The 23,046-nt window shown below is 69.1% G+C and carries 17 protein-coding genes; 10 read left to right on the top strand and 7 right to left on the bottom strand.

Going from position 1 to position 23,046, the window contains the following annotated elements; all coding sequences use genetic code 11:
* Positions 1 to 4: 4 nt before the first annotated feature.
* Positions 5 to 1,357 (top strand): TrpB-like pyridoxal phosphate-dependent enzyme, encoded by a 1,353-nt coding sequence (locus ACSMFO_RS28685; protein ID WP_038517725.1) that lies wholly within the window; start codon positions 5 to 7, stop codon positions 1,355 to 1,357.
* A gap of 69 nt (positions 1,358 to 1,426) precedes the next feature.
* Here the strand turns inward: ACSMFO_RS28685 and ACSMFO_RS28680 are convergent, their stop codons facing one another.
* The 4 genes from ACSMFO_RS28680 to araD all read right to left on the bottom strand — a co-directional run bounded on the left by ACSMFO_RS28680 (position 1,427) and on the right by araD (position 7,769).
* Entirely contained in the window at positions 1,427 to 2,641 is a 1,215-nt protein-coding gene (locus tag ACSMFO_RS28680; protein WP_436461180.1) for a GGDEF domain-containing protein, read from the bottom strand.
* Positions 2,642 to 2,781: 140 nt separating this feature from the next.
* A complete protein-coding gene (locus ACSMFO_RS28675) occupies positions 2,782 to 3,993 on the bottom strand; it encodes an MFS transporter (protein ID WP_436461179.1) in 1,212 nt (403 codons plus the stop codon).
* 104 nt (positions 3,994 to 4,097) lie between these two features.
* On the bottom strand, positions 4,098 to 5,900 hold the full coding sequence (locus tag ACSMFO_RS28670) for a VanW family protein (protein ID WP_436461178.1): 1,803 nt from the start codon (positions 5,898 to 5,900) through the stop codon (positions 4,098 to 4,100).
* 150 nt (positions 5,901 to 6,050) lie between these two features.
* Positions 6,051 to 7,769, bottom strand: a complete 1,719-nt coding sequence (gene araD / locus ACSMFO_RS28665; RefSeq protein WP_436461177.1) for an L-arabinonate dehydratase — start codon at positions 7,767 to 7,769, stop codon at positions 6,051 to 6,053.
* A gap of 35 nt (positions 7,770 to 7,804) precedes the next feature.
* Here araD and ACSMFO_RS28660 point away from each other — a divergent pair, with 35 nt between their 5' ends.
* The 3 genes from ACSMFO_RS28660 to ACSMFO_RS28650 are packed head-to-tail and all read left to right on the top strand — an operon-like array spanning position 7,805 to position 9,981.
* Entirely contained in the window at positions 7,805 to 8,464 is a 660-nt protein-coding gene (locus ACSMFO_RS28660; protein WP_436461176.1) for a GntR family transcriptional regulator, read from the top strand.
* Positions 8,464 to 8,967, top strand: a complete 504-nt coding sequence (locus ACSMFO_RS28655) for a metallophosphoesterase family protein (protein ID WP_378412913.1) — start codon at positions 8,464 to 8,466, stop codon at positions 8,965 to 8,967. The genes ACSMFO_RS28660 and ACSMFO_RS28655 overlap by 1 nt, the downstream gene beginning before the upstream one ends.
* An 18-nt stretch (positions 8,968 to 8,985) precedes the next feature.
* Positions 8,986 to 9,981: a PHP domain-containing protein gene (locus tag ACSMFO_RS28650; protein ID WP_436461175.1), complete on the top strand. Its 996-nt coding sequence runs from the start codon at positions 8,986 to 8,988 to the stop codon at positions 9,979 to 9,981.
* A gap of 382 nt (positions 9,982 to 10,363) precedes the next feature.
* Here ACSMFO_RS28650 and ACSMFO_RS28645 read toward each other — a convergent pair whose 3' ends face one another.
* Positions 10,364 to 11,215 (bottom strand): chitosanase, encoded by an 852-nt coding sequence (locus ACSMFO_RS28645; RefSeq protein ID WP_350594616.1) that lies wholly within the window; start codon positions 11,213 to 11,215, stop codon positions 10,364 to 10,366.
* Positions 11,216 to 11,334: 119 nt separating this feature from the next.
* Complete coding sequence (locus ACSMFO_RS28640) at positions 11,335 to 11,976, bottom strand: GOLPH3/VPS74 family protein (protein WP_125735455.1); 642 nt, start codon at positions 11,974 to 11,976, stop codon at positions 11,335 to 11,337.
* Between the two features lie 192 nt (positions 11,977 to 12,168).
* On the opposite strand from ACSMFO_RS28640, the gene ACSMFO_RS28635 reads away from it, so the two are divergent.
* The 6 genes from ACSMFO_RS28635 to hrpA all read left to right on the top strand — a co-directional run bounded on the left by ACSMFO_RS28635 (position 12,169) and on the right by hrpA (position 20,998).
* Positions 12,169 to 13,641, top strand: coding sequence for an APC family permease (locus ACSMFO_RS28635; protein ID WP_436461174.1), 1,473 nt, complete (start codon positions 12,169 to 12,171; stop codon positions 13,639 to 13,641).
* Complete coding sequence (locus ACSMFO_RS28630) at positions 13,638 to 14,198, top strand: GNAT family N-acetyltransferase (protein ID WP_436461173.1); 561 nt, start codon at positions 13,638 to 13,640, stop codon at positions 14,196 to 14,198. The genes ACSMFO_RS28635 and ACSMFO_RS28630 overlap by 4 nt, the downstream gene beginning before the upstream one ends.
* A gap of 49 nt (positions 14,199 to 14,247) precedes the next feature.
* Positions 14,248 to 14,559 carry a hypothetical protein gene (locus ACSMFO_RS28625; protein WP_038517696.1) on the top strand — a complete coding sequence of 104 codons (312 nt, stop codon included), beginning with the start codon at positions 14,248 to 14,250 and terminating at the stop codon, positions 14,557 to 14,559.
* Positions 14,560 to 14,602: 43 nt separating this feature from the next.
* Positions 14,603 to 15,811, top strand: coding sequence for a cation:proton antiporter (locus tag ACSMFO_RS28620; protein WP_038517693.1), 1,209 nt, complete (start codon positions 14,603 to 14,605; stop codon positions 15,809 to 15,811).
* Positions 15,812 to 15,824: 13 nt separating this feature from the next.
* On the top strand, positions 15,825 to 16,988 hold the full coding sequence (locus ACSMFO_RS28615; RefSeq protein ID WP_436461172.1) for a lactate 2-monooxygenase: 1,164 nt from the start codon (positions 15,825 to 15,827) through the stop codon (positions 16,986 to 16,988).
* A 125-nt stretch (positions 16,989 to 17,113) separates the two neighbouring features.
* Complete coding sequence (gene hrpA, locus ACSMFO_RS28610; protein ID WP_436461171.1) at positions 17,114 to 20,998, top strand: ATP-dependent RNA helicase HrpA; 3,885 nt, start codon at positions 17,114 to 17,116, stop codon at positions 20,996 to 20,998.
* 227 nt (positions 20,999 to 21,225) lie between these two features.
* Here the strand turns inward: hrpA and ACSMFO_RS28605 are convergent, their stop codons facing one another.
* Entirely contained in the window at positions 21,226 to 22,932 is a 1,707-nt protein-coding gene (locus tag ACSMFO_RS28605) for a bifunctional 3'-5' exonuclease/DNA polymerase (protein WP_436461170.1), read from the bottom strand.
* Between the last annotated feature and the right edge of the window lie 114 nt (positions 22,933 to 23,046).

Raw genomic sequence — 23,046 nt, 5'->3', positions numbered from 1 at the left:
CTCAATGGCGGAGCGGACCAAATACATCCTCGACGAAGCGGACATGCCGACCAGGTGGTACAACGTCGTCCCGGATCTGCCGGAGCCGCCGCCACCGCCCTTGCATCCCGGCACCCGCGAGCCGGTCGGTCCGGACGATCTCGCGCCGCTGTTCCCGCAGGCGCTCATCGCCCAGGAGGTCAGCACCGAGCGGTACATCGACATCCCGGAAGAGGTCCTCGACGTCTACCGGCTCTGGCGTCCGTCACCGCTGTTCCGGGCGCGGCGGCTGGAGAAGGCGCTCGGCACGCCCGCCCGCATCTACTACAAGTACGAGGGCGTCAGCCCGGTCGGCTCGCACAAGCCCAACACCGCCGTGCCGCAGGCGTTCTACAACGCGGCGGAGGGCGTCACCAGGCTGACCACCGAGACCGGCGCCGGGCAGTGGGGCAGCGCGCTCGCGTTCGCCTCGGCCACCTTCGGGCTCGAGTGCGAGGTGTGGCAGGTCCGCGCTTCCTACGACCAGAAGCCGTATCGCAAGCTGATGATGGAGACGTTCGGCGCGACGGTGCACCCGAGCCCGTCCGAGCTGACCGAATCCGGCCGCGCGATCCTGGCCGCCGACCCGGACTCGACCGGGAGCCTCGGCATCGCGATCAGCGAGGCCGTCGAGCAGGCGGCGCAGGCGGAGAACACCCGCTACGCGCTCGGCAGCGTGCTCAACCATGTGCTGCTGCACCAGACGATCATCGGCGAAGAGGCGCTCAAACAGTTCGAGCTGGCCGGGGACACCCCGGACGTCCTCGTCGGCTGCACCGGCGGCGGATCCAACTTCGGCGGGCTCGCCTTCCCGTTCCTGCGCGAGAAACTCGCGGGCCGGATGGACCCGGTGATCCGCGCGGTCGAACCGGCCGCCTGCCCGACGCTCACCCGCGGGAAGTACGCGTACGACTTCGGGGACACCGCGGGGCTGACGCCGTTGCTGAAGATGCACACGCTCGGTCACGACTTCATCCCCGACCCCATCCACGCCGGTGGCCTGCGCTATCACGGGATGTCCCCGCTGATCTCGCATATCTACGAACTCGGGTTGATCGACGCGATCGCCATCGGGCAGGAGGACTGCTTCGCCGCGGGCGTGCGGTTCGCGCGCACGGAGGGCATCATCCCCGCGCCCGAGCCGACGCACGCGCTCGCCGCGTGTATCCAGGAAGCTTTGCGGTGCAAGGAAACCGGGGAGGAGAAGGTGATACTGACCGCGCTGTGCGGGCACGCGCACCTCGACCTCCCGGCGTACGGCGCGTACCTGGCGGGCGACATCTCCGATCACGCGCTGCCCGACGAGGCCCTCGAGAAGTCCCTCGCCGGCCTCCCCTGAGCGCGTTTAGTCCTCTGGATGCGGTCCTTGCACACGCAAGTATCGCATCCAGAGGACGAAACGCGGGGGTCAGCCGGTCACCTGGTAGCCCGAAGTCCGGTTCCGCCCGGTGTTCTTGGCCTCGTAGAGCGCCCGGTCCGCGACGGCGATCACCGTGTCCAGATCGGCGACGCCCGGCCGGTCGGCGAGCCCGATCGACACGGTGACGTGCTCCGGCAGGTCACCGGCGCGCGAAGCCACGCTCGCCCGGATCCGCTCCGCGATCGCGTGGGCGTGCACGGCGGGCGTGCCGGGCAGCAGGACGACGAACTCCTCGCCGCCGAAGCGCCCGACCAGATCCGTTCCGCGCACCTCGGTACGCAGCGTTTCCGCGATCGCCGCCAGATACCGGTCGCCGACCAGATGCCCGTGCCGGTCGTTGATCAGTTTGAACCGGTCGACGTCGACCATCAGCAGGCTCGTGTGCCGCCCCGCGCGCCGCGCGCGGTCGAGTTCGTCGGTCGCGGCCTCACGCCACGCCTTCGCGTTGAGCAGCCCGGTCTTGGCGTCACTGCGCGCCTGCCGTTTCAGCTGCCGCAGCAGGACACCTCGATGCAGCACCAGCGTGATCCCGACGACCAGCAGCAGCACCACCGGCCAGTCCCGCAGCGCCCACGCGACGATGACGCCGAGCGCGATCGTCGCCGCTTCGAGCGCGTACTCGAACGGCTTCGCCAGCGCGTCCCGCAGGCGTTCGTGCGGGGTGCCGTAGTACACCGCGATCGTCATCAGCACGGTGTTGACCAGCAGGAACACCCCGCCCGCCGCGACAACCGACCCGAACGACGACGCGTCGCGGGGGAGCACGTCGAACGGCACCGCGTACCGGGACAGGTAGGCGGCCGCCGCGAACCCCGCGAGCACGGTCGCCGAGGTGGAGAACACCCGGCGGAACAGCGGGTTCGGCTGCCCGCGGAACCAGCGGTAGAAGAACGACACGGCGATGACCAGCGCCGCGAGCGCCGGATGCACCAGCAGCACGGCGGCGAAGGTCCACACGCTGTCGAGCGAGATGTGCGGCGTGCCGGCGAACCGTTCCCGCACCCGCTCCACCGGACGGGATAGTTCCGTGTACAGCACGGAGCTGAGGATCAGGATCGCGAAGGGGAGCGCGTCGCCCTCGGTGAAGGGGATGCGGAGAAAAGACCAGGCGGATCCGGCGATCGCCGCGACGTCCACCAGGAGGACGAAGCCGATCAAACCACGGTTGGGTAGCCGCCACAGCGCCCAATTCGTTAGCGCCACGGAGACGAACGTAATCGGTTGGATACTAGGTGTCACTACGCTGTATGGGTAGGCGTGGGGCACCACGCGTGACCGGGAGCGGGAAAGCGGAGGGGGTGAGCCCTATGCGCGGGCAGAACTGGTGAGTACCGGGTTCCGGTCTAAAGGGGGTGCGGTGGGGCCACGTGGCGCCAAGCCCGGGTGGCCGGAACAGCCACTACGAGACCGGCGAGTGCGATGACCGAGACCGTCGTCGCCGGTGAACCGAGCACGCCGACGAGCAGGCCGCCGGCGATCAGCCCGATTCCCTGCACGGCGATGAGTCCCGACCCGGCGAGGCCGAAGGCCTGGCCTCGTTCGGTGTCGGGTACCAGCCGCATGAACGTGGTGCTCGCGGTGACCTGGTAGGCCGCGCACATCCCGGACAGCACGAGCAGTCCGGCGGCGTAGGGGAGTGACGGCCGGAACCAGAACGCCGCGAGCGGCACGATCGCCCCGAGCGCCAGCGTGCCGACCAGGCGCAACCGGATCTCGGGCCGCACGAGGCGGCCCAGCACGAACACCCCGAGCACGATCCCCGCGGGATGCGCCGCGAGCAGCAGCCCCGCGGTCACCGCCCCGCCGCCGATCTCCGCGGCGTAGGGCACGGCGAGGCCTTCCGGCACGATCACGAAACCCGCCAGCCACGCCAGGCCGACCAGCGCGCGCAACCGTCGGTCACGCCAGATCGTCCCGGCGCCCGCCGAAAGCCGCCGCAGGGTCGACGTCGCGGGGCCTGCCGCGCCCGTCGCGGGCCGCGCCCGCACGCCCAGCCGCAGGACGATGGCGGAGACGGCGAACGTCACCGCGTCCAGCGCCAGCCCGCGGCCCGGTCCGATCGCGGCGATCACCGCGCCGCCCAGCGCGAACCCGGCCAGCTGGCCGATCTGGTTGGTGATCTTCAGCAGGGACTGGCCGAGTACGTACCGGTCCCCCCTGAGCACCGAAGGGAGGACCGCGGCCTGCGCGGCGGTGAACGGCGCGTTGGCCAGCTGCACCACCACCAGCACGGCGGCGAGCACGGGCAACGGGATGCCGGGGACGGCGAGTACCGCGACCAGGAGCGCGCGGACGACGTCGGAGCAGACCATCACCGCGCGGCGTGGGTACCGGTCGGCCAGACCGCCGAGCAACGGCCCGCCGATCAGATCAGGGAGATAGGTGAGCGCGTACGTCAGCGCCGGCCACGTCGCCGAGCCGGTGCGCTGGAACACCAGCACCGACAGGGCGACCCTGGCCACCTGGTCACCGAGGATGGATTGGAGTTCCGCGAACCAGATCGCGCGCAGTTCACCGACCGCGAGGATCTGCCGGAAGGTCGCCTTGGAGTCCACGAGGTGACCACCCCCGCCCGGTCGAGTGAGTCACTCAGCGTACCGCTCCGAGCGCGGGTGGTGAACCCTCCTAGTGCGTGAAGGCCTCCTTCACGCGCTAGGAGCTACTCAGTGCCGCAGGTGATCTTCGGCTGCGGGTTGTAGTGCACGTTCCGGGTGTGGCGCCGGATCTCGCGGCCGCTCGCGGCGTCCTTGATGACCCGGGTGTCCGACGTGGTGAAGCCGGGCGCGCCGTTGCTGGGCTTGCAGTTCTCGGCGGGGCCGGGCTTCGTCGGCGGGTCGGACGGGTTGCTGCGGCCGCCCGGGATCGACTCGACGGTGTACTTCTTGGTGCCCCACAGCCGGATCGTGATGTCCGACGGCGTCCAGATGGTCTGGATCGCGACGCCGGTGTCACCGTCGTTGGTGAACTTCAGGTCGATCACGCTGCCGCCGTTGTGGTTCTGGAACACGGTCGCCTCGCGGGCGGCCGGGTAGCGGCTGATGTAGTAGCTGTGTTCCTTGTGCTCGGTGTCCTTCATACCGGCGAAGTACGAGGCGTTGTACAGCGTGGTCGCGAACTGCGAGATCCCGCCCCCGACCTCGCGGCCGGGTGCGCCGTCCTTGATGACACCGGCCTCGACGTAGCCCTGCGCGGCACCGCGCGGCCCGGTGAACCCGTTGAGGCTGAACGTCTCGTTCGGTTTCACGATGGCGCCGTTGACCTTCTGCGCCACGACCCGGATGTTCGTCCCCGAGTCCGCGGCGAACCCGCCGGTCTTGAACTCGCTGACGACCTCCTTGATGCCGAGCTGGTTCGCCTGCTCGGTGGTCACCTTGGCCGGGGTCTTCTTGTAGGTCACCGGCAGCTCGCGGGGCGCGGCGCGCTTGAGCACGTCGAGCACCGGCTTGAGGCTGGGCTCCCAGTCGACGACGTTGGCGTCCTCGGAGGGCTGGACGGTCGGCTTGCCGCCTTCGAAGACGATCTGCGCGTCCTTGCCCTCCTTCTCGGTGGACTTCAGCTGAGGACCCGCGGCCTCGATGATCTTGTTGTTGTCCACCTTCGGGTTCAGCACGCCGCCGTCGACGGGCTCGAAGGTCAGCGCGCCCGCGATGTCCTCGGGTTTGACGACGGCGTCCTTGCCCTCGCCCTTGATGACCATCGGCGCCGAAACGGCGGGCTTCGCGATCTGCTCGAGGGCGGCGTGGACGGCCTCCGGCGAGACCTTGACCGGGGTCTGGGTGACCGCGAGGTTCAGCGGCTCGCCACCGGCCCAGCGCTCCAGGATGGTCTTCTTGGCGGCTTCGAGGTCGAGCTTCTGCCCGGTCTTCGGCTCGACCGCGACCGGCTTGGCCTCCTCGAAGCGCACGGTGCCTTCGATGGGGTCGCGGTCGACCTTGTCGCGCAGGTTCTCCAGCGCGCCGGTGAGCTTGGCGTCGTCGGTCTGGGTGACGACGCCGACCTCGGTGGTCGAGAAGAACGACGCGATCCGCGTGAACGGGTTCAGCGGCTGGTCGCCCGCCTGGTCCAGGGTGGCGGGCCAGTCGAGGCGCAGGCCGGCGTTGTTCGGCGCCAGCGACTCCTCGGCGTCGCCCGCGACGATCTTCACCGGCCGGGTCAGCCGCGGTTCGATGCCGCCCCGGAGCTCCTTCTCGGCCGCGGTGCGGTCCATCCCGCCGACGTCGACCCCGGCGACGGTGACGCCGCGGGGGACGCTGCCCTGGGAGACGAGCACGTCGAGGGCGTACGCGACGACCAGGAGGCCGAACACGCCGCCGCCGATGAAGGCGGCCTTGCGATAGCCGCGACGGCGTTTCGGTGGCGTGGGCTCCTGCGGCGTGGCAGACTCCGCGAACCCGGGCGTGACGACCGGGAGAATGTCCGTCTGCTCAGCGTGGGACTCGGGCCAGCGCGGTTCCTGCGGCAACTCTCCACCCTCCACGGTCCGGCGAGCGCCGGGCTTCGTGATCGAACATCCGGGCCTTCCACACGTTCCGGACGTACGTTCAAGATACGGGGCGCGTTTTGTGGGCCTGCAACTCGCCCGGTTGGGTGAGCGGGTCACTCCGTCGGGTGGTCACTGGGCGTCAGGTTCCGGGTTTTCGCCCACCCGCGCGAGAAAATCGAAGTCACAACCCTCATCAGCTTGCGTGATGTGTTCGGAGTACAACGCGCCGTAACCACGTTCGTAGCGCGGCGCGGGCGGGTTCCAGGCCTCCCGCCGGCGTTGCAATTCCGCATCATCGACGTCGAGGCTCAGCCGTCGCGAAGGGACGTCCAAGGTGATCGGGTCGCCGTCGCGGACGAGCGCGAGCGGACCGCCCACATGGGATTCCGGCGCGACGTGCAGCACGCAGGCGCCGTAACTGGTGCCGCTCATCCGGGCGTCGGACACGCGGACCATGTCGCGGACCCCCTTGGCCAGCAGGTGATCCGGCAGCGGCAGCATCCCGTACTCGGGCATGCCAGGGCCGCCGAGCGGACCGGATCCGCGCAGCACCAGCACCGAATCCTCGGTGATGCCGAGCGCGGGGTCGTTGATGCGCTTCTTCAAGTCCCGGTAGTCGTCGAAGACCACCGCGGGTCCAGTGTGGACGAGCAGCCGGGGGTCGGCGGCGATGTGCTTGATCACCGCGCCCGAAGGCGCGAGATTCCCGCGCAGCACCGCGACTCCTCCTTCCGCGGCGACGGGATTGTCACGCGTACGGATGACGTCGTCGTCGTGCACCCGCGCCGAAGCCAGGTTCTCGCCGAGCGTCCGGCCGGTGACCGTGACGCGATCGGTGTGCAGCAGGTCGGTCAGCCGGGAGAGCAGACCGGGAAGCCCGCCGGCGTAGTAGAAGTCCTCCATCAGCCAGTCGCCGCCGGGCCGGATGTTCGCCAGCACCGGGACCCGGCGGGCGATCGTGTCGAAATCGTCGACGGACAACGGGATCCGGCCGCGTCCGGCCATCGCGATCAGGTGGATGACGGCGTTGGTGGAGCCGCCGAGCGCCAGCGCTGTGGTGATCGCGTCGGCGTACGCGCGTTCGTCGAGGATCTTCGTGATGGTGAGGTCCTCCCACACCATCCCGACGGCCCGCGCGCCGCTCGCCGCGGCCATCCGGTGGTGCGCCGAATCGACGGCGGGGATCGACGCGGCTCCGGGCAAGGTCAAGCCGAGCACCTCGGCGACCGACATCATCGTGGACGCGGTCCCCATCGTCATACAGGTTCCGGGAGAGCGGGCCAGCCCACGCTCCAATTCGGACAGTTCCTCGTCGCCGATCAGCCCGGCCCGCTTGTCGTCCCAGTACTTCCACATGTCGGTGCCGCTGCCGAGCACTTCGTTCCGCCAGTGTCCGCGCAGCATCGGGCCGGCGGGCACGAAGATCGCGGGCAGTCCCGCGCTCGTCGCGCCCATCAGCAACGCCGGTGTCGTCTTGTCGCAGCCGCCCATGAGCACCGCGCCGTCGATCGGATAGGACCGCAGGATCTCTTCGGTCTCCATCGAAAGCAGGTTGCGGTAGAGCATCGGCGTCGGCTTCTGGAACGTCTCGGACAGCGTCGCGACCGGGAACTCCAGCGGGAACCCGCCCGCCTGCCACACCCCGCGTTTGACCTGTTCCGCCCGCTCGCGCAGATGCATGTGGCAGGGGTTGATGTCGCTCCAGGTGTTGAGGATCGCGATGACGGGTTTCCCGAGGTGCTCCTCCGGGTTGTAGCCGAGTTGCCTGCTCCGGGCCCGGTGGCTGAAGCCGCGCAGTTCGTCGCCGCCGAACCAGCGGTGGCTGCGGAGTTCCTCGGGATTCCTCATGACCGCGAGTATGGCATCTCATATATGATCGGCCCATGTCTTCGACCTTCAGCCTGCCCGCTTCACGGACCGAAGTGGTGCTCGACGAGATCCGCCGCGGCATCCTCACCCGGGAGTTGAAGCCCGGCCAGCCGCTGGTCGAAGCCGAACTCGCGGCCAGGCTCGGCGTCTCGAAGACGCCGGTCCGCGAGGCGCTCAAGGTGCTGTCGAACACGGGACTCGTGACGTTCAGCCCGTACAAGGGCGCTTCGGTGTGCGTGGTGGACGCGGAGCTGGCGAAGTCCGTGTACGACGTCCGCATGGTGCTGGAACCCGAGGCCGTGCGCCGGTCGGTCGAGCGCCGCTCGCCGGACCTGCTCGAAGACGCCGCGGAAGCGCTGAAAGAGGCGTCGGCGGCGCTTTCGGACAAGGATCACGCCGCGCTCAGCCTGCTCAACCGACGGTTCCACCGCGCGCTGTACAGCGGCTGCGGCAACCCGCTGATGGTGTCGATGCTGGACGACCTCAGGGACCGCGCCGCGTTGATCAGCGTGGTCGGCTGGGAGGCGAATCCCAGCTGGCGCAAGGAATGGACCGAGCACAAGACGGTGCTGGCGGCGGCGAAGAAGGGCGACGCCGAAGGTGCGGCCGGGTTGCTGCGTACCCACATCGGCGATTTCCTGGAGCGGACCCTCGAAACCATCGGAGACGCTTGATGCGGCTGCTGCTCATCGCCGACACCCATCTGCCGCTGCGCGCGAAGGCGCTGCCGGAGCAGGTCTGGCGCGAGGTCGACGCGGCGGACGTCGTCGTCCACGCCGGCGACTGGGTCGAGGTCGCCCTGCTGGACGAACTCGAGGCCCGGAGCGGGCGGCTCATCGGCGTCTACGGCAACAACGACGGCGCGGACCTGCGGGCGCGGCTCCCCGAGATCGCGCGGGCGGACCTCGGCGGCGTCCGGCTGGCGGTCATCCACGAAACCGGCGCCAAACAGGGCCGTGAACGGCGCTGCGACGAGCTCTTCCCGGACACTGACGTCCTCGTGTTCGGGCACAGCCACATCCCCTGGGACACCGTCACGCCGAACGGGATGCGGCTGCTGAACCCCGGCTCGCCGACCGACCGGCGGCGGCAGCCGTTCTGCACCTATCAGACCGCCGAGATCCGCGACGGTGAATTGCGCGATGTCACAAGGCATGAGCTGCCTCTTCGCCGCTGACCGGGTAGACAGGTAGGCATGGAACCGGCGCAGGCGTTGAGGGAGATCGCGTTCCGGCTGGAACGCGCGGGCGAGCCGACCTACCGGGTGCGGGCGTTCCGGCAGGCGGCCTCGGTGATCGCCAAGGTCAAGCCGGACGACCTGCGTAAACGCGCCGAGGCGGGCACGTTGACCGCGTTGCCGAACATCGGCAAGGCGACCGCGGCCGTCGTCGAAGACGTCCTCGCCGGGCGCCGTCCCGCGTACTTCGAGAAGATCGGCGAGCCGAAGCTGCCCGATGGCGGCGCGATGCGGGCGGCGCTGCGCGGCGACTGCCACACCCATTCGGACTGGTCCGACGGCGGGAGCCCGATCGAGGAAATGGCCGAGGCCGCCCGCGCGCTCGGCCACGAATGGATGGTGCTGACCGACCACTCGCCGCGGCTGACCGTCGCGAACGGGCTCTCGCCCGAGCGGCTGCGCCGCCAGATGGACGTCGTCGCGGAACTGAACGAGACGATGGCGCCGTTCCGGATCCTGCACGGCATCGAGGTCGACATCCACCTGGACGGCACGCTCGATCAGGAGGAAGAACTGCTGGAGCGGCTGGACTTCGTCGTCGCGAGTGTCCACTCGAAACTGCGGATGCCCGCGAAGGAGATGACGCCGCGGATGATCGCCGCGGTGCGGCATCCGCGGGTCCGCGTGCTGGGGCACTGCACCGGACGGCTGGTGATGGGTGGCCGCGGGAAGCGGCCCGAGTCGGAGTTCGACGCCGAAGCGGTGTTCACCGCGTGCCGGGACAACGGGGTCGCCGTCGAGATCAACTCGCGGCCCGAGCGCCGGGATCCGCCCACGCGGCTGCTGAACCTGGCCGTCGACCTGGGTTGCGATTTCGCGATCGACAGCGACGCGCACGCCCCCGGCCAGCTGGACTGGCTGGTCTATGGCTGCGAAAGGGCCAACGAACTGGGGATCGAGCCGGACCGGGTGATCAACACGCGGACCGCCGAGGATCTGCTGGCGGGTTATTGAGGGGTAAGTTAAATGTGGCGCGTTGTGCCGCCTGAGGTGTCCACAGTTCACTTTCCGGAGAGCATGCGCCTGCTTTGTGCCTGTAAGTCCGGTTTTACGGGGAGTCGTGAGTGGTAAAGAGGGTTAGAACGACACTTGCCACTCACGACCCCCGGGCAATACTGCGCAAAGTACCCAAATCGGATGCCTTGATCTCGAAGATTGTCCTTTTTGGACAGTCCGAGGGCGCACGGTGCTGGGTCTCGGTGACGAGCCCGCTCGCACCGCCGGCTCCATCACGCCACCTTGCCCCTCGATAGTTCACCCTCGCGTGTGTCATGAAAGGGTCGTTCAGGACGAAAGATGTCCTGAACGACCCTTTCATGACATGCGTCGCGGTGCGCTAGCCGATCTCGTACGGGTCCCCGTAGACCGCCCACTTCAGCGGGGTGTGCAGGTCGAGGTTGCCGTCGTTGAGCCACACCAGCTGGGCGGTGTCGATCCGCGAGGTGTCCGCGTGCGCCTCTTCCTGCTTCATGACCACGCGCCGCGCGTCGAGGAACGCCTTGAGGTACGCCGTCTCGTCACCACCCTGGGCGGGTGGTTTGGCCTGCTGGAGAGCGGCCGAGCGGATACCGCCGAAGCTGTCCTGGCTGGTGCCCGGGCCGTGCATCACGATGGCGTCGTAGTAGATGAATTGTCCCAGTGCGCCCAGACCGTCCGATTTCGCCTGATTCACCGCCGGGTCGAAATAGACGCGGTCGCGTTCACCGTTCTGCGCCGCCTTGAAGTCCTCGCGACCGGCGGCCTCCCGCCACGCGTTTTCGAAACCGCTGCCGAGCCCTTCGTGCGAATCGGTGCCGTCGACCTTGCGCAGCGCCGGGAGGTATTCCGCGAGCGGGTTGTCCGGGACCGAGTTCGTGTAGCGCTCGACGAGTTCCAGCATGTCCCCGGTGCCGGAGCAGAACCCGATGATGCCGGCCGTGTACCCGCGCCCGTCGTTGATGTCCTCGATGTAGGAGTACTGCGCTTTCCAGTCCAGGGAAGAGTTTTCCGCACTGGAGACGATCTGCATCGCGATCTCCTTCTTCTCCGGCGAGGCGAGGTCGCCACCGGATGCGAAGATCGACGCCGACGCCGGGACGGGCGCCGCGGACGCGAGCGAGGAGATCGCGACGGGGCCGGAAACGGCGAGAGCGAGAACGGAGACCGCGCCGAGAGCACGACGCATCGCGGGCCGCAGGGTGTCACTCATGAAAGGTGTCCCTTTCCACAGAGAATTGTCATTTCTGTCAAGGTGTTGCTGCGGCGTGGGCACACGATAACCACGGGTGACAGTTTCCGGCAAGGGGGAGAGCCGGTCGAAGATTTTCGTTACCGGCGGTCGCCGGTGTAGACGACGGCGGCGCACACCGCGTCGACCCCCGAGATCAGTTCGGCCAGCGCCTTCGGAAGTTCCCGATGGGTGGACTCGGCCCAGGCGCGCAGGCCTGCCCGGTCGAGTTCCGGTTCGCAGAAGTCGTCGAGCCCGATGGTCCAGGCCAGCAGGGCCAGGCAGACCGAATGCGGATCCGGCTGTTCGGTGCCGAGGACGGCCGCCCGCACCTTGCTGCGCGCCGCCGTCGACATCAGCAGATCCCGCGGCGGGTACCGGTGATTCTTCCGGATGAGCATCCGGTCGGTCTCGCGGTCGATCACGCCGGCGGCGAGCAGATTGTCCGCGACCGTTTCCCCGAGGTCGTGCCGGAGATGGGTGACCCATTCCCGGACGGTGTGCCGTTCGCGTTCGCGGAGGATTTCCGAGAACACCCCGTCGAGCGGGGGATGGGCGAGGCCGCGTCGTGACAGCGGGCGGATTCGCTTGCGTTCCACGGTGATCCGCTCGGCGAGGAGGAGATCGCAGAGCGCGGAACCGGCCATTCCGATGCCGAGTCCCGTGCGGCGCAGCGCGGGTTTTCCGGTGAACTCGTCGTGGGCGAGAAAGAACAGGGAATCGACCAAGGTCAGCCGACGCATGAATGGCACGCCCTCCGGCGTTGTGGTGCGGGACGGCCAAAGTAGCGGTAGTGCGTGCACCACTGCGACCCGAGGTCCGTTTTTAGCCTGAACGGACGTACCTCGCCGGCGTGCCCGGCCCTAGGGTGGGATGGCTTCGCAAGATCAAGAACGTCCACACACCGCCAAACCGACGTCCGGGGGGACGGGTCCATGGGTACGCAAAGACCGCGGCGCGGTCTCGGTCATCGGCGGCTCGGGGCCGCCCAGATCGTGTTCTTCGTGGTGGCCGCGGCGGGGCCGCTCTTCGCCATCGCGGGCGGGGTCCCGACGAACTACGCGGTCACCGGCAGTATCGGGGTGCCGTTGTCGTTCCTTCTGCTCGCCCCGATCCTGGGCCTGTTCGCGGTCGGGTACGCGGCGATGAGCCGCTACATCACCAACGCGGGCGCCTTCTACCCGTACGTCGCCAACGGGGTCGGCAAATCCACCGGCGCCGGGATCGCGTTCGTCACGCTGATCTCCTACAACGCCATCCAGATCAGCATCTACGGCCTGTTCGGCTGGTCGGTGTCGACCTGGCTGGGCACACTCACCGGATCCCCGCCGCCGTGGTGGTTGTGCGCGCTGGTGATGGTGCTTCTCGTCGGCGCGCTCGGCGTCCTGCGGGTCGATCTCAACGCCAAGGTGCTCGGGGTGGCGCTGTGCCTCGAGGTGGCCGTCGTCGCGATCGTCGACATCGCGTTGTTCTCGAATCCGGCCGGTGGCAGCGTTTCCCTGGTGCCGCTGGAACCGTCGAGCCTGTTCACCACCGGGGTGGGCGCGGTGTTCGCGTTCTCCGCGGCCGCGTTCATCGGCTTCGAGGGCGCGGCGACCTACGGCGAGGAGACCCGGGAACCCAGCCGCACGGTCGGCCGGGCGACGTTCGCCGCGATCGCGCTCACCGCGGTGCTCTACGTCGTCTCGTCGCTCGCGCTGGCCGTGGGCGCCGGGCCGGACGTCATCGTGACGACCGCGGCCGCCCAGGGTCCGGATCTGCTGTTCAACCTGGCGGGCGAACATCTCGGCGGCACGTTCTCCGACGTCGCGTACACGCTGTTCGTGACCGGCCAGTGCGCGGCGCTGCTGAGCTTCCACAACGCCGTCGCGCGGTACTTCTTCGCGCTGGGCAGGGAAGGGCTGTTGCCGCGTTCGCTGGCCAAGACCAGCAAACGCACCGGCGCGCCGGTCGCCGGTTCGCTCACGCAGACCGCGCTCGCGCTGGTGGTCGTGTCGCTCTTCGCGATCGCGGGCCGCGACCCGGTGACCGAACTGTTCACCTGGCTCGGCACGACGGCGTCCACCGGTGTCGTGGTGATCATGATCGCCGTCTCGCTTTCGGTGATCGGCTTTTTCAAACGGCGCCGCCGCGCCGAAAACGCCTGGCGCCGCTGGATCGCGCCGTCGCTGGCGATCCTCGCGCTGTCGGCCGTCCTGGCGCTGATCCTGCTCAACTTCGATCTGCTGCTCGGCCCGGCCGGGACGTTCCTGTTGCGCTGGGGGCTGCCCGGTCTCGTGCTCGTCGCCGCGCTGGTGGGCTTCCTGCGCGCGGAAGTGTTGCGGACGAAGGATCCCGAGACGTACGCCGCCATCGGCGGCCCGCTCGAAGAAGACGAAGAACCGGTCAAGCTGAGGACGGGAAGATGATCGTACGCGCGGCGGAACCGTCCGAAATGGACACTGTGATCGATGTGCTGGCCGAGGCCTTCCAGGACGACCCGGTCAGTGTGTGGGTCTTCCCCGGTGACGAGCGGCGCGCGGTGGGGCAGCGGATCTTCCACCGGGCGGTGCTGGCGGGAGCGCTCGCCGTCGGCGGCCACGTCGACGTCACCGACGACCTTTCCGCCGCCGTCGTCTGGACACCCGGCGGCGAGGACGACCTCGACGGGGCCGCGTTCGCCGGGCTGACCGGGGAAGAGCTCGGCAGGCTCATCGCGTTGTTCGACTTGATGACGGAACGCGCCCCTGGCGGCGAGTACCACCACGCGCAGTTCATCGGCGTCCGCGAGAAGGCACAGCGGCGAGGGATCGGCGCACGGTTGCTGCGGCACGGGCTCGACCGGTACGCCCCCGTGCCCGCGTACCTGGAGGCGAGCAGCCCGGAGAGCGCGAAACTGTACCGGCGGCTGGGTTTCCGTGATCACGGGCCGGCCTTCGCGGTCGACGGCGGGCCGCCGATGCAGCCCATGTGGCGCGAGCCGTGACGGATCCCTCGTCGATATGTCTATAAAGGACTGGTAAAGTGGCGGGCAGATGACGACCACCCGTGCCCCCGCCGCACGGCACCGTTCCGTCTTCTTCCTGCTGATCTTGCTCGTCTTCGCCTTCGTGACACCGACCGTTCCCCATGGGCACGGCCGGGCCGCGAAGGAAGATCCCGTCGCCGTTTTCGCGACCCATCCGCTGCCCGCCTTCCACGGCGGGCAGGCCGTTCCCCTCGCCGACGCTCCCGCCGAGGCGGAGACCGTCGACCTCCCCGACGCCGGCCACGTCCCTGAGCAGGGCGAACCCGTCGTCATCACCCGTGCGGTGCCCCAGGCGCCCGCACGGGCACCTCCGCGCTGATCGGCGTCTTTCTGCCCGCATCAGCCATCCATCGGAGGTCTCCATGAGTTCCGGTCATGCCCTGCTGGCCGTCGGCGGGGCGTTCCTCGCCGCCGGTGTCATCGCCAGAGCCGGCGCCCGTATCGGGCTGCCCACGATCCCCCTGTTCATGCTGGCCGGTTTCGTCTTCGGCCCCAACACCCCTGGACTGTCCCTTGTGGACGATCCGAAAGAGCTCGGTGTGCTCGCCGGGCTCGGCCTCGTCTTCCTCCTGTTCTACCTCGGCCTCGAGTTCTCCCTCGACGATCTGGCGAAGGGCGGGCGCAAACTCGTCTGGTCCGGGCTGATCTACCTGATCCTGAACATCGGCGGCGGGCTCGCCTTCGGCTTCCTGCTCGGCTGGGGGACCAGGGAAGCGCTGGTCATCGCCGGTGCCATCGGGATCTCGTCGTCGGCGATCGTCACCAAACTCCTGCTCGAATCCCGCCGGATGGACAACCCCGAATCCCGGCTGATCATGGGCATCATCGTGATCGAGGACATCTTCCTCGCCCTCTACCTGGCGTTGCTGCAGCCGGTGCTGTCCGGCGCCGGGAGCTTCGGTTCGGCGCTCGCCGACTTCGGCAAGGCCTTCGCGTTCCTGATCGTGATGGCCGCGCTCGCCCGCTGGGGTGGCCGTGTGGTGTCGAAGCTGTTCGGCTCGGCCGACGACGAACTGCTGACCGTCTGCTTCGTCGGGGTCGCGGTCATGGGCGCCGCCGTCGCCGAGGAGGTCGGGGTGTCCGACGCCATCGGCGCGTTCATGGTCGGCATGATGCTCGGCGGCTCGAAGGTCGCGCCGCGTATCCACAAGCTGGTGCTCCCGCTGCGGGACGCGTTCGGCGCGCTGTTCTTCTTCATCTTCGGGCTCAGCATCGACCCGAACGCGGTCGGCTCGGTGGTCGTGCCGGTGCTGATCGCGGTGGCGCTGACGATCGTGCTGAACCTGGGCGCGGGCGCGCTGGCCGCGCGGGTGAACGGGTTCGATCGCCAGGCCGGGGTGAACATCGGGCTGACCGTGCTCACCAGGGGCGAGTTCTCGCTGGTGCTCGCGGCGATGGCGACCGCGGCCGGGCTCGACTCGCGGGTCGCGCCGTTCGTCGCGGGCTACGTCCTCCTGCTGGCAGTGATCGGTCCAGTCGCGGTCATCCGCTCCGAGAAACTCACCTGGTTGCTACCGGCGAGTATTGTCCGAGGCTCGACCCGCCGCGACGAGCCGGCCAGGGCGACGTGACGAGGAGGCCTGGGTGACGGAGCGGTTCGGCGGCTACCAGAACGAGATCTACCTGCAGGGACTCGGCGGCACCTTCCCGCCTTGCTCGACCGACGCCACGAAACTGGAGGAGTCGGCGCGGGAGATCCTGGAGCCTGGACCGTTCTGGTACGTCGCCGGTTCGGCCGGTTCCGGCGCCACCGCCCGGGCCAACCGCGAGGCCTTCGACCGCTGGCGCCTGGTGCCGCGGATGCTCACCGGCGCCACCGAACGCGATCTGTCCACGACGGTCCTGGGCACGCCCGTTCCGGCGCCGGTGCTGCTGGCGCCGGTCGGCGTCCAGTCGATCGTCCACGAGGGCGCCGAACCGGCGGCCGCGCGGGCCGCGGCGTCGGTCGGCCTGCCCTACGTCATGTCGACGGCGTCGTCCACGAGCATCGAGGACGTCGCCGAGGCCAGTGGTGAGGGGCCGCGCTGGTTCCAGCTGTACTGGCCGACGGACAACGACGTCTGCGCGAGCATCCTGGCGCGGGCGAAGGCCGCCGGGTTCACCACGCTCGTCGTCACCCTCGACACCTGGACGCTCGCGTGGCGCCCGAACGACCTCGACCACGCGTACCTGCCGTTCATCAAGGGCGAAGGGCTCGGCGTCCCGCTGAGCGACCCGGTGTTCCGCGGCCTGCTGGAGAAGACGCCGGAGGAAGACGCGCCGACCGCGATCCTGCGCTGGATCTCGATGATCACCGGCACCGACAGCACCTGGGACCGGCTGCCGTTCCTGCGCGAGCACTGGGACGGGCCGATCGTGCTCAAGGGCATCCAGCACCCCGACGACGCGCGCCGTGCCGTGGACGCCGGGATGGACGGGATCGTCGTGTCCAACCACGGCGGCCGCCAGGTCGACGGCGCGATCGCGTCGCTCGACGCGCTCCCGGAGATCATGGCCGCGGTGGGCGACCGGCTGGAGATCCTGTTCGACTCCGGGATCCGCACCGGCGCCGACATCGCCAAGGCGTTGGCGCTCGGGGCGAAGGCCGTGCTGGTCGGGCGGCCGTGGGTGTACGGCCTGGCGCACGCGGGGGAGGACGGCGTCCGGCACGTGCTGCGGAGCCTGCTCGCCGACCTCGACCTGACCATGGGCCTGTCCGGGCACCGGCGGCTCGCCGACCTCACTCCGGCCTCCCTCACCCGCATTTAGTCCTCTGGATGCGGTAGTTCGCGCTGCCGACTACCGCATCCAGAGGACGAAATGCGTGGGGTGGTGGTGACGTGCGGGATATTCGGAGGCCCGGATCGTGACGCACGGCTATCCTGGTGCCGGTCATGGCTGCTCAACCTTCCCCGCTCGGCGCCCTGCGCGCTCGCCTGCCCGAATTGATGTCGCGCGACGAGCACCGCCTCCGGCGCCGGCTCGACGGTGCCCGCAAAGCGCGTAACGCCGAGAGCGTCACCGCGCAGATCGAGGCCGACATCGAGGCCGCGGAACTCCGGATCACGCGTAGGCGGGACGGCGTCCCGAAGATCTCCTTCCCCGAAGAGCTGCCCGTCAGCCAGCGGAAGGACGAGATCGCCGAGGCCATCCGCGACCACCAGGTGGTGATCGTCGCGGGGGAGACCGGGTCGGGCAAGACGACCCAGCTGCCCAAGATCTGCCTCGAACTCGGCCGCGGCATCCGGGGCCAGATCGGGCACACGCAGCCGCGGCGGCTGGCCGCGCGCACGGTCGCCGATCGCATCGCCTCCGAGCTGAACACCGAACTCGGCGAGACCGTCGGCTACAAGGTCCGGTTCACCGACCAGTCCGGCCAGGACACGCTGGTCAAGCTGATGACCGACGGCATCCTGCTCGCCGAGATCCAGACCGACCGGATGCTGCGGCAGTACGACACGCTGATCATCGACGAGGCGCACGAGCGCAGCCTCAACATCGACTTCATCCTCGGCTACGTCAAGCAGCTCCTGCCGCGGCGCCCCGACCTCAAGGTGATCATCACCTCGGCGACGATCGACCCGGAGCGGTTCTCCAAGCACTTCGACGACGCGCCGATCGTGGAGGTCTCCGGCCGGACGTATCCGGTCGAGGTCCGGTACCGGCCGATCATCGACCCGGACGATCCGGACGCCGATCAGGACCGGGACCAGACACAGGCCATCTGCGACGCCGTCGACGAACTCCAGCACGAGGGACCGGGCGACATCCTGGTGTTCCTCTCCGGCGAGCGGGAGATCCGCGACGCGGCGGACGCGCTGTCCAAACAGGACCTGAGGAACACCGAGATCCTGCCGCTGTACGCGCGGCTTTCGTCGTCGGACCAGCATCGGGTGTTCCAGCGACACACCGGGCGGCGCGTCGTACTCGCGACGAACGTCGCCGAGACGTCGCTGACCGTGCCGGGTATCAAGTACGTCGTCGACCCCGGTACCGCGCGGATCTCGCGGTACAGCCATCGCACCAAGGTGCAGCGGCTGCCGATCGAGCCGGTCTCGCAGGCGTCGGCGAACCAGCGCAAGGGCCGCTGCGGCCGGACGTCGGACGGTATCTGCATCCGCCTGTACTCCGAGGACGACTTCGACGCGCGGCCCGAGTTCACCGATCCGGAGATCCTGCGGACCAACCTCGCTTCGGTCATCCTGCAGATGACCTCGCTCGGCCTCGGCGACATCGCGGCGTTCCCGTTCGTCGAGCCGCCGGATCGCCGTCAGGTCACCGACGGTGTCCAGCTGCTGCAGGAGCTCGGCGCGTTCGAGATGTCGGACGGCAAGAAGCTCACCGAGACCGGCCGCAAACTCGCGCTGCTCCCGGTGGACCCGCGGATGGCGCGGATGGTGCTGGAGGCCTCGCGCAACGGCTGCGTCCGCGAAGTGATGATCATCGCGGCCGCACTGTCCATTCAGGACCCGCGTGAGCGGCCGGCGGAGAAGCAGCAGGCGGCGGACGAGCAGCACGCGCGGTTCGCGGACAAGACGTCGGACTTCCTGGCGTACCTCAACCTGTGGGAGTACGTCAGCGAGCAGCAGAAGGCGTTGTCCACCAACCAGTTCCGCCGGATGTGCCGCAACGAGTACCTGAACTACCTGCGTATCCGCGAATGGCAGGACATCTTCAGCCAGCTGCGTCAGCTGGCCAAACCGCTCGGCATCACGCTCAGTACCTCCGGCCCGGCCGATCCGCAACGTGTGCACACGTCGCTGATCGCCGGGCTGTTGTCGCATGTCGGCCTCAAGGATCCGGCCAAGGGCGACTACCTCGGCGCACGCGGGGCGCGGTTCTCGGTGTTCCCGGGGTCGGCGTTGTTCAAGAAGCAGCCGCGGTTCGTCATGTCGGCCGAACTGGTCGAGACCTCGCGCCTGTGGGGCCGCGTCAACGCGCGGATCGAGCCGGAATGGGTCGAGCCGCTCGCCGGGCACGTCGTGAAGCGGAACTACTCCGAGCCGCACTGGGAGCGCAAGCAGGGCGCGGTGATGGCGACGGAGAAGGTGACGCTGTACGGCGTCCCGCTCGTCGCCGACCGCCGGGTGAACTACGGGCGCATCGATCCCGAGGTGAGCCGCGAGCTGTTCATCCGGCACGCGCTGGTCGAGGGCGACTGGGAGACCCGCCACCACTTCTTCCGCGAGAACCGCGCGCTGCTCGACGAGGTCGAGGACCTGGAGAACCGGGCCCGCCGTCGCGACATCCTGGTCGACGACGAGACGTTGTTCGAGTTCTACGACCAGCGCGTCCCGGCCGACGTCGTCTCCGCGCGGCATTTCGACAGCTGGTGGAAGAAGGCGCGGCACACCGAGCCCGACCTGCTGAGCTTCGAGAAGACGATGCTCATCAACGAGACCGCGGGTGGCGTACGCGAGGCCGACTACCCCGACTTCTGGACGCAGGGCACGCAGACCTTCAAGCTCACGTACCAGTTCGAGCCGGGTGCCGACGCGGACGGCGTCACCGTGCACATCCCGCTGCCGGTGCTGAACCAGGTCACGGCGGACGGCTTCGACTGGCAGGTCCCCGGCCTGCGCGAAGAGCTGGTGACGCAGCTGATCAAGTCGCTGCCCAAGGCGATCCGGCGCAACTTCGTGCCTGCCCCCGACCACGCGAAACTGGTGTTGTCGAGGGTCGGCCCGGCCGACGGTCCGCTGCTGCACGCCGTCGCCGACGAGCTGGAAGCGTTGCGCGGAGTGGTGATCCCGGATGACGCGTGGCAGCTGTCGGCGGTGCCTGAGCATTTGAAGATGACGTTCCGTGTCGTCGACGTGCGCGGCAAGAAGGTGTCCGAAGGCAAGGACATCGAGGCGCTCAAACGGGATCTGAGCGGCCAGGTGCGCGCGACGATCTCCAAGGCCGCCGACAGCATCGAGCGCGAGGGCCTGACGACGCCCGCGTTCGGCGAACTACCGAAGGTGTTCGCGAGCAAGCAGCGCGGGCACGACGTCAAGGCGTATCCGGCGCTGGTCGACGAAGGCGGTTCCGTGGCGGTGCGGCTGCTGGACACGCCGGGCCAGCAGGAACAGTCGATGTGGGCGGGCACGCGGCGGATGCTGCGGCTGAACATCCCGTCGCCGATGAAGTTCATCACCCGCAACCTCGGCAACTCGTCGAAACTCGTGCTGAACCGGAATCCGCACGGCTCGGTGGCGGCGTTGCTCGAAGACTGCGTGGATTGCGCGGTCGACAAGCTCGTGGCCGACAACGGCGGACCACGTTGGGACGAGGCCGGTTTCGCCGTACTGCTGGAAAAGGTGCGCGCGGGCTTGAACGCGGGGGTGCTCGACGTGCTGACCAACGTCGAGAAGATCCTGCGCGCGGCCAACGACGTCGAGACCCGGCTGGCCGACACCCGCGGCCCGAAGGACTCGCTCGCCGACGTCCGCGCGCAGCTGGACGGGTTGGTGCACAAGGGTTTCGTCACCGAAATGGGGCAGGACAGGCTCAAGCACGTCGTCCGGTACCTGCGGGGGATCGAGCGGCGGCTGGAGAAGCTCCCGACCGAGCCGACCCGGGACATCCAGCGCACCGGTGACATCGCCTGGCTGCGCAACGAGTACCAGGCCGCGCTGGACGCGCTCCCGCCGGGCACTTCGTCGCCCGCGCTGCGGGAGATCCGGTGGATGATCGAGGAACTGCGGGTGAGCTTCTTCGCCCAGACGCTGGGCACCGCCCACCCCGTCTCCCTGAAGCGCGTCATCAAGGCCCTGGACGACGCCGCCCGCATTTAGTCCTCTGAATGCGAGTTCGCCGTTCAATCACGCGAGTCCCGCCCCCAATCACGCGTGTCGTCCATCTGATCACGCGAGTTCGCCGCCTGATCACACGTGTTCCGTGGCAGGGAAAGCGGAACTCGCGTGATTGAACGGACGACACGCGTGATCAGACGGCGAACTCGCGTGATCAGACGGCGAACTCGCGTGATCAGACGGCGAACTCGCGTGATTGGGGGCGGAACTCACTTGGCGTCGGCGTAGGTGTCCACGGCGGCGATGTGCAACGGGAACCGGACCGGGCAAGCGGCCCCGAAGAGCAGCCGCGCCGCCTCGGCCATGCTGTCCACAATGGACTGCGAGACCTCGTCGGCGAACTCGGCCGGGGTGTGCACCAAGACCTCGTCGTGCTGGAAGAACACCAGATGCGCGGGGGCGGGGAGCCTGCCCCGCAGGGTCGCCAGCAGGACCGCGGTCATGTCCGCCGCACTCGCCTGCACGACGAAGTTGCGGGTGAACCGGCCCCAGTTGCGCGACGCCTGGCGCGCCTTCAGTTCGCCTGCCTCGTCCGCCGCGACCCCGCCGGTCAGCGCGCGCCACGCCTCCGACGGCGCGGGCGACGTCCGGCCCAGCCGCGAGCGGACACGCTCCCCGCGTTCCCCGGCCTGCGCGGCACGCTCCACATAGGACACCGCGTCCGGGAACCTGGTGCGCAGCAACGCCAGCAGCGGCCCGGCCTCGCCGGACGTGCCGCCGTACATCGCCGACAGCATCGCGATCTTCGCGCGGTCCCGGTCGTCCCTGTCGTCCCATGCGGGCACGGGCACCCGGCGCACGCCGGAAAACATCGCCTCGGCGAGGCTCGCGTACAGATCCGTGGCCGCGGCGACGTCGGCGAGCTTGCGGTCCCCGGACAACGCCGTCAGCACCCGCGGCTCCAGCTGCGCGGCGTCGGCGACCACCAGCTTCCAGCCCGGATCGGCCCGGACACAGGTCCGCAGGACCTTCGGGATCTGCAGCGCGCCCCCGCCCCGGCTCGCCCACCGGCCGGAGACGACCCCGCCGACGACGTAATGCGGGCGGAACCGGCCGTCGCGCACCCACTCGTCGAGCCAGGTCCAGCCGTTGGCCGAATGCAGCCGCGCGAGCTCCTTGTACTCCAGCAGCGGCGGGACGGCGGGGTGGTCGATGTCGCGCAGCAGGTACTTCCTCGCCGACGAGACCTCGATGCCCTCCCGGCCGAGCGCGCGGACGACGCTGGCCGGGGCGTCCGGGTTGACCGGGCGTCCGCCGAACGCGTCGCTGATCTTCGCCGCCAGCTCGACCAGCCGTTTCGGCCGGTGCCCGGCCGGGACGCGGGGGCCGAGCTGCTCGGCGAGCAACGCCAAATGCAGGTCCGCCCGCCAGGGCAAGCCGTCGGCCGACATCTCCGCGGCCGCCAGCGCGCTCGCCGACTCCGCCGCGAAAAGCAGCCGGAGCCGCTCCGGATGATCGGTCAGCGCGACCCGTTTCTCCTGCTCGGCCAGCACCCGGCGCGCCGCGTCGATCACCGTGACGCCGGCGGGCAGCCGCGGGCCGCGCGTCTCGAACAGCGTCGGCTGGTCGTCCTCGGCCCAGAGCGGCGGCTCGTCGGCGGGCGCCTCCTGCCCGTTCGCCCTGGCCAGCGCCGCGCGCAGGCTTCGCGACTCCTGCGGCCGCCCCTCGTGGGCCAGGAGCAAGCCCTCGATCAGTGTCAGGTCATGACAGCGCCGCACCCGGACGCCCGCCTTGATCAACGCGGGATACGTTCCTTCGACCGACGGGAACACCCAACGGGGTGAGTGCTCCGCCTCCAGATCGCGTACTTCGGCGACGAACTCCGCGAGCTTCAGACTGCGCCGCGGCGGCTGCCCGGAAAGTGCGATCGCGAAGTCGCCATCCTCCTCTTGACCTGCGATCGCCTGCACACTCACATTGTGGTGGTTCCCTCCGACATTTCTGTCACCAGACGGCTAGTGCGCCTGCGCTATCGGTCGGCTACTGTCGAGTAGCAACCCCATACCGCCGGTACGCGAACCGCCGGTGGC

It is taken from the genome of Amycolatopsis sp. w19 (genome assembly GCF_051373225.1).
Classification (GTDB): Bacteria; Actinomycetota; Actinomycetes; order Mycobacteriales; family Pseudonocardiaceae; genus Amycolatopsis; species Amycolatopsis japonica.
Note: the sequence above shows the minus strand (reverse complement) of the source record. Positions and strands in the feature narration are given on the sequence as shown.